Origin of the sequence: Bradyrhizobium sp. LTSP885 (assembly GCF_000938305.1) — a bacterium.
Lineage (GTDB): Bacteria > Pseudomonadota > Alphaproteobacteria > Rhizobiales > Xanthobacteraceae > Bradyrhizobium.
In genome coordinates this window covers 304,790-317,514 of sequence record NZ_JYMT01000043.1, presented here as the reverse complement: position 1 = coordinate 317,514, position 12,725 = coordinate 304,790, and the positions used below count along the sequence as shown (strand labels likewise).

The following is a 12,725-nucleotide window of genomic DNA, read 5'->3' as shown; positions in this document are numbered from 1 at the left end:
GGTCGAGCCGGCTGGTTTCCTGCCTCGGATCATGCGGGTTCGCGATGTTAGCAATCGTGAAGCCACCACCCACGCCGATCGCAATCGCCGCGACAATCGTTCCTGCGCCGGCAAAATAAGCTGTCGATATCCGCATGGCTCGCCTCCTCGTCCGGGGCGGCAACGTGGAGGCGGGGGTGCCGTTCCTATGGAACCGGTGCGCGAAGACGCGCGGCCGCGGCGTTAGGTCGATTGAAGTCTTTGACGGATGCGAGCTTGCGCTCGATCAGATCATCGCAGCGACTCGTTCAAGTCCGATCAGGCGCGCGAGCGAGCGCACTTCGCTTTTCTGATCTTCGCGGAGCTGGAACAGCAGCGGCATCGCCGCCGATTTCAGCTGCTGGACTTCCTCGGAATCGGGATCGATCGGTATATTCCCCGTCGTGGGATCGCCCTGCCGCTTCGCGTGGATCTTGCGCGCAACGGCGCGCAGCGCGGTCTCGACCGGCGGCCAGTAGGATTCCTGATCCGACGACAGTTTGAGCCGATCCTTGATGCCGGCGATCTGGGCGTCGCTCAGCAGAGCGTAGCTCTTCTGAGGTGCCGGCTTGGCGGCAGCCTTCGGTTTAGGCAATGCCGCGAGGACCGGTGCGGTTTCGGTGATCTTCGGCAGACCGACATCGGAGGGTTCGGCGGAGGCATAGGCCTGCCGCAGGGTGTCGGATACTCCCGGAATGTTGGCGCCAGGGATGTTGGATTGGGCGCGCAGCTGGAGCGGCGACGGTGCAGCCAGTGGTTCGGCCGCCTGGGGCGGCTCATAGGCGGCGACGGCGAACGTGGCGACCGCGAGCTTGTCCTGCTTGCCGGCCTTGTTGGAGACCGGAGCCGCCTCGGCGGTTGCAGCGGCAAGCCGGGACGGCGCCGCCGGAACGCTGTCGCGGCCAAGGATGGCGGTCACCGCGACGCCGGCAAGGAGGAAGCAGGTCAGCGCGACGAGGGTGATGGCTCTGGTCAAAAACGTCTCCATTCCCGGCCGGTGTCATCGCAAGCTGAAGGCCAAATGAGGCTTAAGCGTGCCACCAAGGCGGCGGGAGGTCGCCAAACTGGGTGAAAATCGTGCTGAAACGGCCGAAAATCAGGCCGCGGCGGCAAGCTCATAGGCTTCCTGGATATCGGCGACGATCTCATGGGCCGGCCACAGCGCGCCGGGCTGGACCGCGCGCAGGCTGACGGTCCAGTTGGTCCGGCGGGTGCGCGGCGTGCTGACGATATCGAATTCGACCTGGCGGCACAGCGGATGACGCTGCAGGGCGTAGAAGACCCGGGTCCTGAGTTCGTCGAGCGTCGCGGGGCTCTTGGCAAACAGCGCCTCAAAATCCATGTCGCATCCCCATCCATTGCCGGCCGTGGCGGCAGGCCATCCTGTGGCGCTATTGTTGGGGCGATCGTGGTTAATGCCGCGTTAAAGCCGGCAGGCAGGGCAATTGTGGACTCGCAAGCTCAGACGACGACCCCTGCGGCAAGGCCATCGGTTCGCGGCGGCCTTGCCGCGGTAGTGGCGATCTGCGCGGTGACGCTGCTGATCGCCACTTTCGAACTGTCGATGGCCGACTGGCCTTCGAGCCTCGTCGAGATGCTGCTGCTGCCGCTTACCGCGCTGCTGTTCCTCGGCTGCAGCGTTTGGTCGCTGACGCAATTGCTGCGGATCAGGCAAGACGGCGCGACATTCGCGGCCCCGTTCCTGGTTTGCGCGGCGACGCTGGCGATCCTGACCTACGCTCCGCTGCAAGACATCTATCTGCAATGCGACTTCCACTGGCACCGCGCCGCCCGCGAAGCGATCGTGGCCCGGGTCGCGAACGGCGAACTGAAGCCCAATGTGGATGACAACAGCAATTTGATCGCGCTCGGCGACGACGGCCCTCATGTCTCGCTCGGCAACGACATCGTGGTCGACGAGGCGGACGAAGGCACCTATGTGCTGTTCTTCACCATGCGCGGGCTGAAGCATACCTTCAGCGGCTTCCTGCACGTGCCATCAGGCGGCGATCCGAAAAAGTTCTTCGAGTTCGACGACAAGCCGCCGACGCGGGTCGTGGCTTACGGCAAGGACTGGTACTTCGTGGCCAATTAGGCGAGGTTCAAACCAGCTCCATCCGCAAATGACGTCCGACGGCCTTCGCGGCACGTGCCAGCGTCCCGAGCGTCACGGACTCGTTCTCTGGATCGAGAAGACGATCGAGCTGGGCCCGGCTGGTTTTCATTCGGGTCGCCAGCTCAGTCTTGGAAATCTCCTCGCGGCGCATCAATTCGGCGAGCTGACGCGCCAGGACACGCTTGATTGCCCGCGCGGTTACTCCCTCATAGCTCCCGTCGTCCTTCAGGAAATCATCGAAGGATAAGCCGATCCTGCCTTTCACTGTTTTATTGGGCGCCTTCTTCATTTGGGGACCGTATCATTTTTGGTACATGCTGAGAAGGTATAACTACCTAGGCAAGCACGATGTGCGCGCTCGCCGCCTCGTATTCCGCCACCGTCCGCGCCACGAGGTCGTCGACCGCGAGCACCTCGGTGACACCAGACGTCGAATGGCCGCCGCTCCAGATATCGCGCCAGCGCTTTGGCCGGTTTTCGCGGGCGCCGATATCGATATCCTTGCCGATGTCGATTGCGCCGCGCGCCGGCAGATCATCCGGATCGAGACCGGCGGCCTCGATCGAGGGCCGCAGCATGTTGGTCTGCAGGCCGGTGAATGCCGTCGTGAGCAGGATGTCGTCCGCGGTGCTATCGACCAGCATCTGCTTGTAACGGTCGTCGGCCATGCTCTCGCGCGTGGCGATGAATTTCGTGCCCATATAGGCGAGATCGCAGCCGAGCGCCTCGGCGGCGCGCAGCGCGTGGCCGTCGCTGATGCCGCCGGCGAGCACGATCGGACCGTCGAAGAAGCCGCGCACGGCGCGGACGAACACGAACGGGTTGAGCCAGCCGGTCTGGCCGCCGGCGCCCGCGGTCAGCAGCACGAGCCCATCGGCACCGGCCGCGACCGCGCGCTCGGCATGGCGGATCGAGGCGACGTCGGCGAACACCAGCGCGCCAGCATCATGCAACGGCCCAATCACTGGCGCGGGCGAGCCGACCGAGGTGATCACGATCTCAGGCTGGTGCCGCAGCAGCACCGCGAGATCCTGCGCCAGCCGCGCGTTGGAGCGGTGCACGATCAGATTCGGGCAGATCGGCGCGGCGCGGCGCCCGCTCGCATCCGCATGCGCCTGCAGGCGGCGCTCGATCTCGCCGAGCCAGCTATCGAGTTGTTCCGTCTCGCGGCAATTCACCGTCGGGAACGAGCCGATCACGCCATTGCGGCAGGCGGCTACCATCAGTTCGACGCCGGAAACCAGAAACATCGGGGCTGCGATCAGCGGCAGCCGGAGGCGCTCACGAAAGCGAGCGAGAGGATCAGTGTCTGGCAAGTTGTTCCTTCCCTGTCTCATTATGCTAGCGTTACCCAACATTGGCACGACGAAAGCCAAGAACAAAGCAGACGGGAGGACAAGAGATATGAGCAATCCGCTCTACGCATTTCCGGCGGTGTGCGAGCAGACGCTGCGGGCGCTGGCGCGCTATCCGTCGCGGACGGCCTTCGCCTGGCCGGGCGGATCGCTGAGCTATCAAGGCGCAACCGACTTGATCGGGCGGATGCAGAGCGTGTTCATGCAACTCGGCTTCGCGCCGGGCACCCGCGTCGCCCTCCTCACCGCCAACCGCGCCGACACCTGGTGTGCGGGGGTCGCCGCGCAATTGTCACGGCTTGCCATCACCTGGCTGCACCCGATGGGCTCGCTCGACGACCAGTTGTTCCAGATCGAGGACTCCGATGCGCAGATCCTCGTGGTCGATGGCGTCACCTTCCGCGATCGCGGCGGCGAGCTCGCAGCGAAGGCTTCCGGACTGAAGACCGTGTTCACGCTCGGCCCAGCCGGCTACGGCGCCGACCTGTTGCAGGCGGTCGAGGCTGCTGGCAGCGCAAGTCCGAAAAGCTTCGCCGGTCACGACGACATTGCGATCTTGAACTATACCGGCGGCACGACAGGCAAATCCAAGGGCGCGCTCCGCCATCATCGCGAAAATAGCGGATCCGCCAACGCGATCCTCGCCGACTTCGAAATTCCCGACACCCCGCGCTACCTCACGGTCGCGCCGATCAGCCATGTCGCGGGGACCAAGGTGCTGCCGACGCTGATGCGCGGCGGCACCGTCCATATGCTGAAGGGGTTTGATCCCGAGGCCGTGTTCAAGACCATCGCGCGCGAGAGGATCAACTTCACGCTGTTCGTGCCGACCATGATCTATGTGATGCTGGATCATCCCGCGCTCGATAAGACCGATCTCTCCTCACTCGAACTTTTGCTCTACGGCGCATCAGCGATGTCGCCGAGCCGGCTGGTCGAAGGGATCGAGCGGATCGGGCCGGTGTTCTCGCAGCTCTACGGCCAGACCGAATGCTATCCGATCTCGGTGCTGCGCAAGACAGATCATGATCCGAAGACGCCGGAATTGTTCCTGTCCTGCGGCTTCCCGATCGCCGCCTGCCAAGTGAAGGTTCTGGACAATGACGACCAGGAGGTCGCAACCGGCGAGGCCGGCGAAATCTGCGTGCGCGCCCCCCATGTGATGGCCGAATACTGGAAGCGGCCGGACGCCACCGCCGAAACGCTGAAGAACGGCTGGCTGCACACCGGCGATATCGCACGCAAGGACGAACGCGGCTATATGTTCATCCTCGACCGCAAGAAGGACATGATCATCTCCGGAGGCTTCAACATCTTTCCACGCGAGGTCGAAGATGTGCTGTCGCAGCACGCCGATGTCGCGATGGTCGCCGTCGTCGGCGTGCCCGACGACAAATGGGGCGAGGCCGTTACCGCGATCGTGGTCGCGCGCGAGGGCGCGACGCCTGACGCCGACGAACTGATCAACCTCGTGAAGACGAAGAAGGGCTCGGCGCATGCACCGAAGCAGATCCAGTTCGTCAAGGAGCTGCCGATGACCGGCGTCGGCAAGGTCGACAAGAAGGTGCTGAAGGCCGGCTTCTGGGCCGGCCGCGACCGGTTAGTGGGCTAAGCGCAGTCCCGTCATCCTCAGGGGGACGGGTTGCTCTGATTCACCTATCAAACAGCTTGTTCAACTGTCGTCCCTGCGAAAGCAGGGACCCATACTCCGCGGCGGATGTGATGAAAGGGAGTCGTCGTCCCAGTGGTGCGCAACTATGACCTTCGGTGGTTATGGGTCCCTGCTTTCGCAGGGACGACACTGAATCTGTTGCGCAGCCACTGAGTCATACATTCACATCCTCTCAGGGTGACGGTGAAAGGACTGCGTCTGTGTGTGCCGTAGCAGCTCCGCCCAGCAACTGATCGAGCCGCTCGCGCAGCTGATCCTGGTGGTAGGGTTTTGCCAGCCGCGGCAGATCGATCTGGTTGCCGTCGGACAGTTCAGCATAACCGGTGGCGAGCAGGACGAGGAGAGCTGGCCGGACCTAGCGCGAGGCGGCGACGAGTTCGATGCCGGACATGCCGGGCATCATGTGATCGGTCATCATCAGGTCGATCGGCTGGTCGCTCCTGAGGATTTCGAGCGCACGCAGTCCGGAATTGGCACCGATCACGCGATGGCCGAGGTCTTCCAGCATCTCCGTGGTCGACATCGCGATCAGCGGATCGTCGTCGACGAACAGGATCACCGCGGAGCGCTTGACCTTTTGCGCCGCTGGCACAGGACTTTCCAATTCGGGGGCTGCCGTCGCGACCGGCAATACCAGCGTCGCCGTGGTACCCTGGCCGACCGTGCTCGCAAGCTGCAATGCACCGCCGAGCTGCACGGCGAGACCATGCGCCATCGACAGGCCGAGGCCGGTGCCCTTGCCCACCGGCTTCGACGAGAAGAACGGCTCGATCGCCCGCTTCAGGACATCGGGCGCCATGCCGGTGCCGGTGTCGACCACCGACAGCTTCAGGTAGTTGCCAGGCCGCAGCGATGGATCGCTTTTCGCCTGCCAAGCTACGAGCTTGATCTCGATCGAGCCGCCATCCGGCATCGCGTCCCGGGCATTGATCGCGAGGTTGAGGATCGCAAGCTCGAGCTGGTTGGTGTCGACACAGGCCGGCGGCAGTGCTTCCGGAATATCCAGCCGCAGCGCGATGCGCGGCCCGAGGGAGCGTTCGAGCAGGTCGCTCATGTCGCGCACCAGCGCACCGAGATCGACCGGGACCGCACGCAGATCCTGCTGGCGTGCGAACGCCAGCAGCCGCTGCGTCAGCGACGCACCACGCTCGGCGCCCTGCAGCGCGCCCTCGACCAGGCGGTGCAGGCGCGGATCCTTGGGCATGCGCTTGCGCAACAGATCGAGATTACCCATCACCGCCATCAAGAGATTGTTGAAGTCGTGCGCGACGCCGCCGGTGAGCTGGCCGATCGCCTCCATCTTCTGTGCGTGACGGAGCTGCTCCTGCGCCCTTTCGCGCGCGGCGACCTCCTTCATGAGATCGGCGGTGCGCTGCTCGACCCGGTGTTCCAGCGTCGCCGTGAGCTCGGCCAGCGCCGTGCGCTCGGCGGCGAGCTGCGCCAGCAGCGCCTCGCGCTCGATCTCCGCGGTCTTGCGCGCGGTAATGTCGGAGCAGACGCCGACCAGCGATTTGATGCTGCCGTCCGGTCGGCGCACCGCGCGGGCACGGACGTCGACCCAGTGCCGGGTGCCGTCGGACCAGATGTTACGGTACTCGATCTTGTAGTCCTCGCCGGTGCGCAGCGTATGCTCGACGGTCTCGCGACGGCGGTCGCGGTCGTCGGGATGAACCGCGTCCAGCAGATCCTGATAGGTGAAGGGCTCGTCGGCCGCCCGCCCGAAGAAGCGCTTGCAGGTCGCCGAGGCCTCGAGCTCGAAGTCGGGCATATGCAGTTCGAGCGCGCCAAGATGGCCGGCATTGACCGCGGTCTGCAGCAGGCCTTCGCTTTCGGTGAGGTCTTCGAGGATCGCACGGGACTGATATTGCCGGCGCCGGCCGCGCACGGCCGAGGCCACCAGGCTCACCAGCGAGTTCGGATGAAACGGACGTTCGATGAAGGTGACATTGCCGAGTGCGCGGCCGAGCCGCGCCGCGTCCGGATTGCGCTCGGGCCCGCCGCCCTCGCTCATCAGCACGATCGGGAAATCCGACCATGAGGGCTGCTCGTTCAGCCAGCGTGTGAGGCCGGTGAGGTCGGCGTCCCTGATCGCCTCATCCGCAATGATGGCGAGGCCCGCCCCGCTTGCGATCTGGCGCTCCAGCTCGGCGAGATCGCCACAGATATTGGCGTAGTAGCCGGCTTCCTTGATCAGGTGTGCGGTCTTCACGGCGTCCCGCCCGCTCGCTGCAAGGATGACCGCGCGTTCGGAGGACGGGCCAGGCCTCACGGCGATTGCCCTTGGGGCCGCGTAGCGTCGACACCGACCGGCACCACACCGCACAGCCGCCGGACGGGCTTGGCCGAAATGCCGACGGAGAGATCGATACGCGTCATGGACCCCCCTTACGAGAGCGCAACTCGTTCGCGCCCCTAAGCGTTCCCATCCGCTCGACTATTTTTGCAGGACAGACGAGGCCGCACGCCCTTCCCCGCATACGGAAGCGCTGGCCGGATTAGCGCGGCTCGATCACGAGACTCTGGACCGCCCGGCCGAAATAGCCGTGCTGGTCGGCAAGCCGCGACATCGCAAGCCCGGCACCGTCAGGTCCGATCCAGGACTCGCCGTCGAGTAGGATCCAGTCGCCGATCGGCTGGCGCGCAAGGTTCACCGTGAGATCGGCATTGATGAAGGTCCACTTCGCGAAATCGAGCGCCGGCGAGGTGCCGTTGGAGAAATCCGAGGCGACCACCGCGCGCATCGCCTGCGAGACCGCTGCACCTGCGATCAACGGATGGTCGACGCGAAACCAGATCGCGCCGGGCCCCGTCTGGCCGAAACGGCCGCGCGCGGCGCGCATCGAGATGCATCGCACGAACGGACTGTTGGCGAGATTGCCGGGCTCGACCATACATTGGTCGGGACCCGGCAGGTCGACCCGGAGGTCGGCGATCCCGGGCGGCAGCTCTGCTGGCTGCACCTTGATCTTCAGCACGCTGGCGGAGACCACGACGACGCCGTCGGCCTTGAGCCTGATGCCGCAGAGCTGAATCTTGCGGCCCTCGCGCAGGACCTCGCTCTCGATCGTGAGCGGGGCGACCGGCACGGGGCGCATCAGATCGATGGTCACACGCGCGACGTGCATCGGCACCGGGGTCGGAATGGCTTCGGCGGCCCAGACCACCAGCGCCGCCGGCGCGGAGCCGTGCTGCATCCGCGGGTCCCACGGACCCGCAGCATCGGGGCTGGTGACGACGCGATCGCCGTCAACGCGGAAGATCGGCTGCATCAGGTCAGCGGCGGGTCGATCGCCTCGTCATATTCTTTTTTGAACCGGGCGATCAGCTCGGCCGCGGGCAGCACCTTGGCGATGCTGCCGACGCCCTGGCCCGAACCCCAGATCTCCTTCCAGGCCTTCGGCTTGGCGCGCTCGCCGGAGGAATCGGTGCCGAAGCTCATCTTCGAGGGATCGGAGGTCGGCAGATTCTCGGGGTCCATGCCGGCCGCGACGATCGAGGGCTTCAGGTAGTTGCCGTGCACGCCGGTGAACAGGTTGGAATAGACGATGTCCTCGGCCGACGAATTGGTGATCATGCTCTTGTAGCCCTCGACCGCGTTCGCCTCCTGCGTCGCGATGAAGGCCGAGCCGATATAGGCGAAGTCGGCGCCGATGACGCGCGCGGCGCGGATCGCGCGACCGTTGGCGATGGTGCCCGACAGCGCGATCGGCCCGTCGAACCACGCCCGCGTCTCCGCCACGAACGGGAATGGCGAGATCGTGCCGGCATGGCCGCCGGCGCCGGCCGCGACCAGGATCAGGCCGTCGGCACCCTTCTCGATCGCCTTGTGGGCGAACTTCTGGTTGATGACGTCGTGGAAGACGATGCCGCCCCAGCCATGGACGGCCTGATTCAGTTCCTCGCGCGCACCGAGCGAGGAGATGATCATCGGCACCTTGTGCTTCTCGCAAAGCGCCATGTCGTGATCGAGCCGGTTGTTGGATTTGTGCACGATCTGGTTCACCGCGAACGGCGCCGACGGCCGCTCCGGATGGGCCTTATCGTAAGCGGCGAGCTCTTCCTTGATCCGGTACAGCCATTCGTCAAGCAGCTCCGGCGGCCGCGCGTTCAGTGACGGAAACGAGCCGACCACGCCGGCCTTGCACTGCGCGATGACGAGGTCGGGCACGGAGATGATGAACAGCGGCGCCCCGATCACGGGAAGAGACAGACGGCCCTTGAACAGAGCAGGCATGGACATTGGCGGCGGATCCTTCGGGTTATCGGACGGAAACGGACGGTTGGCCTGGAGATGCCGGACATCATACCAACAAGGCAATCTTTCCACTGTCAAGTATTGCGTTTGGGCGCTGCGAGATGAATGACAAAAGCTCACCCAGATGCTGCTTTTTTCTCAGGCATTCTGGTATCCCAGAGCCGGTTCAGCCAATCCGATGCAACGCTCGATGCGAAGCCTATTGGCAGAGCGCCCGTGTCACGAAATTTTCGGTCTTGCTGGTTGCCGTGCCGGCGACCGCATGCCGAGCACAGGCGGCCAGGCCTGGGCCCGACCGAAGCCAGGTGTTGCCAGCACCATCGACAGGGCAAGCCCTGCGATCACAACACGTGCACCCTCAACTTCGCAGGTCATCGAAAGCCGGCAAAGCCGACAACCGCTAGATCAGCTTCACTGCGACAACAAAGCCCAGCACCAGGACGATCGCGAAGATCGCGACCCACAGGCCGAGCCGCTTTTCCAGCTCCTTGCGGATGAAATCGCCATACCGGTTCAACACGACCGCGACGATGAAGAAGCGGCCGCCGCGTGCGACGATCGAGCACAGGATGAACAGCCAGATGTTGTAGCCGGCAAAGCCCGAGGTGATGGTCACGAGCTTGTAGGGGATCGGCGTCAGTCCCTTCACCAGGATGATCACTGCGCCCCACTGCGCATAGGAGGCGCGGAACGCGTCCATCTTGTCGGTGAGACCGTAGAGATGGATCAGCCACTGCCCGAGCGAGTCGTAGAGCAGCGCGCCGATCGCGTAGCCGAGCACGCCGCCGGCGACGGAGGCGACGGTGCAGATCGCCGCGAACCACCACGCCCGCTTCGGCCGCGCCAGTGACATCGGCAGCAGCATGATATCGGGAGGTATCGGGAAGAAGGAGCTCTCAGCGAAGGCGACGGCCGCGAGAATCCAGAGTGCGTAGGGCTTGTCGGCGGCGCCGATGCACCAGTCGTAAATCCGTTTCAGCATGGCCGCGATGAACCATCATGGAGCGGATTTGTCCATGCCGGTTATCGGCTGATTTTCGGGCGATCTACGACCGCCCTTTGCGCAGGCGGTTTTCCAGCGCGTCGATTCGACGCCGAACAACGGGAACGGGAGCGGATTTGGGCAATTTGACCGGTGATTTCGGCAGCTTCTCGGCGATTCCGAGCAGACGCTCGCGGCGCTCCATCTCGTGCCAGACATCCTCCGGCTTGATGCCGGTTGAAGCCCACAGGACGGTCAGATTGTAGAGCAGATCGGCGCTTTCACGGACCACGGCATCGGACTTGCCGCTGACGGCGTCGATCGCGACCTCGATCGCTTCCTCGGCGAGCTTCTTGGCCATCTTGGCCGGACCGCGCTGAAACAGCCGTGCCGTGCGCGAAATTGCCGGATCAAGATCCCTGGCCGCGATCACCGCCTGATAAAGCCGCTCGATCGAATCATTCATGCGTCCAGCCTAATCGAAACTCGTCGCCAGCGTGTTAACGGCTTGCTTGACAACTAAAAAATCCACCGGCCGGGCGGCCGGTGGATTCGATCTTTGTGACAGTTGTGAGAACCGTTGACGGGTCGCGTCAGTACGGCTGGTACGACAGCCCCGACCGGTTGTAGCCGCCGCCATAGCCGCTGCCATAATAGGCCGGACCGCCACCATAATAGGCGGGACCACCACCGTAATAGCCCGGGCCACCGCCGCCGTAGTAGCCGTAGGCGTCATAGTCGGCGCGACGGTTCTGCGACGCGATAATCGCGATGCCTGTGCCGACGATGCCGGCGAACGCGGCTGCCGCCGCGGCACCACCTCCGCCGCCACGATAGTAACGGCGCCGCGCGCTGATATCAGTCGCACCGCTCGTGCCGTGTGACATGGTTACAGTCGCGGACTTGCCCGCTGCAGCTGAGCCCGCAGACGCCATCGTCGGCTCAACGGCCGTCAGCGCCACCGCGGCGATTGTCGCCAGCGTGGCTGCGCGGCCAACGGACGAAAAAGCACCCTTTCGCGCAAACATCGCAATCATCCTTTGTGGAAGCCGGCCCCGATGGGCCTTCGATAGCTAACCACCGGCTTTAGATTAGGTTCCGCAAACCAAATGCAAGCTGAACGGACCGGGGCAACATCGTGGCAGTCATCGGTCATTCACCTGCCCTGAGGCAGAATGCCGTTAAATTGACGCTTGCCATGACGCATTCGATGTCATGAAACAGGCGCCGCTGGCGCGGCACTTTGTCTCGCCCCCGGATGGCATGATGCAGGCAAATCGGACCACAGCTCTCCGCTTGATGCTGGCCCTTGTGATCGGGCTTGCGGGTGGCGCGTGGCCCGCAGCAGCGCCGTTGCGCGCCGCGAGCGATCCGCTACCGCCGCTCGCCATCCAGTTCACGCTCGACCGGCCGCTCGATGCCGCCGCAGCACCGTTCGTGATGGCGGCAGTGGGCGGCCTGTTCAGCGCCGAAGGCCTTTCCGTCGGCACCAACATCGCCACCGGTTCGGCTGATGCGATCGCGCGCGTCGCCGGCGGCGCGAGCGACTTCGCCCTCGTCGACATCAACGCGCTGATCAGGTTTCGCGACACGCCGGGTGCCGCGCCCGTGAAGGCGGTGTTCGTGCTGTTCAACCAGGCGCCCTACGCGATCATCGCCCGCAAGAGCCGCGGCATCAGGGGGCTGTCGGACATCCAGGGCAAAACCCTCGGCGTCGCCGAGGGCGATTTGTCGATCCGGCTGTGGCCCGCCGTCGCCAGGCAGAACGGCATCCAGTTGGGAAGCGTCAAGCAGAACAGCATCAGCGCCGCGGTGCGCGAGCCGATGCTGTCGGCCGGCCAGGTCGAAGCCGTGACTGGCTTCTCTTATTTGTCGGCGATCAATCTGCGGGATCGCGGCGTGCCGGCCGACGATCTGGCCGTACTGCGCTTCGCCGACTATGGCTGTGAGGCCTATGGCTTCGCCGTGATCGTCAGCCCGCGACTTGCCGCGGCGAAGCCCGACGCGGTGAAGGGTTTTGTGCGGGCGGTGATCGGCGGCACCAACCTCACGCTCAAGGACCCCGCGCGCGCGACGACCGAGGTGGTCAGCCGGATGGATGGCGGTTCGGCCGAACTGGAGCAGGAACGGCTGCGCGCGATCATCCGCGACAACATCCTGACCGGCGAGGTCAGGCGCAACGGCATCGGCGGCGTCGATCCGGCGCGCTTCGAGCGATCGGTCGACCAGCTCGCGGAGGATTTCAAATTCCAGAAGCGGCCGCACGTCACGGACATCTTCGACGAGTCATTCCTGCCGCCGCGGGATGACCGGCTGATCAACTGAGC

General features: G+C 64.7%; 13 protein-coding genes. 3 read left to right on the top strand and 10 right to left on the bottom strand.

The annotated features are described in order from the left end of the window. Nucleotides 1–265: 265 nt before the first annotated feature. Complete coding sequence (locus tag UP09_RS35475) at nt 266–994, bottom strand: hypothetical protein (protein ID WP_044543213.1); 729 nt, start codon at nt 992–994, stop codon at nt 266–268. 120 nt (nt 995–1,114) lie between these two features. After that, nucleotides 1,115–1,360 carry a hypothetical protein gene (locus tag UP09_RS35470; protein ID WP_044543035.1) on the bottom strand — a complete coding sequence of 82 codons (246 nt, stop codon included), beginning with the start codon at nt 1,358–1,360 and terminating at the stop codon, nt 1,115–1,117. Nucleotides 1,361–1,465: 105 nt separating this feature from the next. Here UP09_RS35470 and UP09_RS36560 point away from each other — a divergent pair, with 105 nt between their 5' ends. Next, complete coding sequence (locus UP09_RS36560) at nt 1,466–2,113, top strand: hypothetical protein (RefSeq protein WP_156164941.1); 648 nt, start codon at nt 1,466–1,468, stop codon at nt 2,111–2,113. Between the two features lie 7 nt (nt 2,114–2,120). Here UP09_RS36560 and UP09_RS35460 read toward each other — a convergent pair whose 3' ends face one another. Continuing rightward, nucleotides 2,121–2,423, bottom strand: coding sequence for a helix-turn-helix domain-containing protein (locus UP09_RS35460; RefSeq protein ID WP_044543034.1), 303 nt, complete (start codon nt 2,421–2,423; stop codon nt 2,121–2,123). A 46-nt stretch (nt 2,424–2,469) separates the two neighbouring features. Beyond that, nucleotides 2,470–3,471 carry an NAD(P)H-dependent flavin oxidoreductase gene (locus UP09_RS35455; RefSeq protein WP_044543033.1) on the bottom strand — a complete coding sequence of 334 codons (1,002 nt, stop codon included), beginning with the start codon at nt 3,469–3,471 and terminating at the stop codon, nt 2,470–2,472. A 67-nt stretch (nt 3,472–3,538) separates the two neighbouring features. Between UP09_RS35455 and UP09_RS35450 the strand changes: the two genes are divergently transcribed. Further along, nucleotides 3,539–5,101: an AMP-binding protein gene (locus tag UP09_RS35450; protein ID WP_044543031.1), complete on the top strand. Its 1,563-nt coding sequence runs from the start codon at nt 3,539–3,541 to the stop codon at nt 5,099–5,101. A gap of 415 nt (nt 5,102–5,516) precedes the next feature. Here UP09_RS35450 and UP09_RS35445 read toward each other — a convergent pair whose 3' ends face one another. The 6 genes from UP09_RS35445 to UP09_RS35420 all read right to left on the bottom strand — a co-directional run bounded on the left by UP09_RS35445 (nt 5,517) and on the right by UP09_RS35420 (nt 11,426). Continuing rightward, complete coding sequence (locus UP09_RS35445; protein ID WP_245302381.1) at nt 5,517–7,370, bottom strand: hybrid sensor histidine kinase/response regulator; 1,854 nt, start codon at nt 7,368–7,370, stop codon at nt 5,517–5,519. Between the two features lie 286 nt (nt 7,371–7,656). After that, complete coding sequence (locus tag UP09_RS35440; protein WP_044543030.1) at nt 7,657–8,430, bottom strand: thioesterase family protein; 774 nt, start codon at nt 8,428–8,430, stop codon at nt 7,657–7,659. Next, nucleotides 8,430–9,401 (bottom strand): NAD(P)H-dependent flavin oxidoreductase, encoded by a 972-nt coding sequence (locus tag UP09_RS35435; protein WP_044543029.1) that lies wholly within the window; start codon nt 9,399–9,401, stop codon nt 8,430–8,432. Before UP09_RS35435 ends, UP09_RS35440 begins: the two co-directional genes overlap by 1 nt. Nucleotides 9,402–9,816: 415 nt before the next feature. Further along, a complete protein-coding gene (locus UP09_RS35430; RefSeq protein WP_044543028.1) occupies nt 9,817–10,398 on the bottom strand; it encodes a YqaA family protein in 582 nt (193 codons plus the stop codon). A gap of 64 nt (nt 10,399–10,462) precedes the next feature. Next, on the bottom strand, nt 10,463–10,864 hold the full coding sequence (hisE, locus tag UP09_RS35425) for a phosphoribosyl-ATP diphosphatase (protein ID WP_044543027.1): 402 nt from the start codon (nt 10,862–10,864) through the stop codon (nt 10,463–10,465). A 127-nt stretch (nt 10,865–10,991) separates the two neighbouring features. After that, a complete protein-coding gene (locus UP09_RS35420) occupies nt 10,992–11,426 on the bottom strand; it encodes a hypothetical protein (protein ID WP_044543211.1) in 435 nt (144 codons plus the stop codon). Between the two features lie 238 nt (nt 11,427–11,664). On the opposite strand from UP09_RS35420, the gene UP09_RS35415 reads away from it, so the two are divergent. Then, nucleotides 11,665–12,723, top strand: a complete 1,059-nt coding sequence (locus tag UP09_RS35415) for an ABC transporter substrate-binding protein (RefSeq protein ID WP_044543210.1) — start codon at nt 11,665–11,667, stop codon at nt 12,721–12,723. Nucleotides 12,724–12,725: the final 2 nt, after the last annotated feature.

Coding starts and splice junctions, on each gene's coding strand:
- hisE (WP_044543027.1), bottom strand. CDS start 10,864: ATGAATGATTCGATCGAGCGGCTTTATCAGGCGGTGATCGCGGCCAGG.
- UP09_RS35440 (WP_044543030.1), bottom strand. CDS start 8,430: ATGCAGCCGATCTTCCGCGTTGACGGCGATCGCGTCGTCACCAGCCCC.
- UP09_RS35415 (WP_044543210.1), top strand. CDS start 11,665: ATGCAGGCAAATCGGACCACAGCTCTCCGCTTGATGCTGGCCCTTGTG.
- UP09_RS35420 (WP_044543211.1), bottom strand. CDS start 11,426: ATGTTTGCGCGAAAGGGTGCTTTTTCGTCCGTTGGCCGCGCAGCCACG.
- UP09_RS35455 (WP_044543033.1), bottom strand. CDS start 3,471: ATGAGACAGGGAAGGAACAACTTGCCAGACACTGATCCTCTCGCTCGC.
- UP09_RS35430 (WP_044543028.1), bottom strand. CDS start 10,398: ATGCTGAAACGGATTTACGACTGGTGCATCGGCGCCGCCGACAAGCCC.
- UP09_RS35450 (WP_044543031.1), top strand. CDS start 3,539: ATGAGCAATCCGCTCTACGCATTTCCGGCGGTGTGCGAGCAGACGCTG.
- UP09_RS35435 (WP_044543029.1), bottom strand. CDS start 9,401: ATGTCCATGCCTGCTCTGTTCAAGGGCCGTCTGTCTCTTCCCGTGATC.
- UP09_RS35460 (WP_044543034.1), bottom strand. CDS start 2,423: ATGAAGAAGGCGCCCAATAAAACAGTGAAAGGCAGGATCGGCTTATCC.
- UP09_RS35470 (WP_044543035.1), bottom strand. CDS start 1,360: ATGGATTTTGAGGCGCTGTTTGCCAAGAGCCCCGCGACGCTCGACGAA.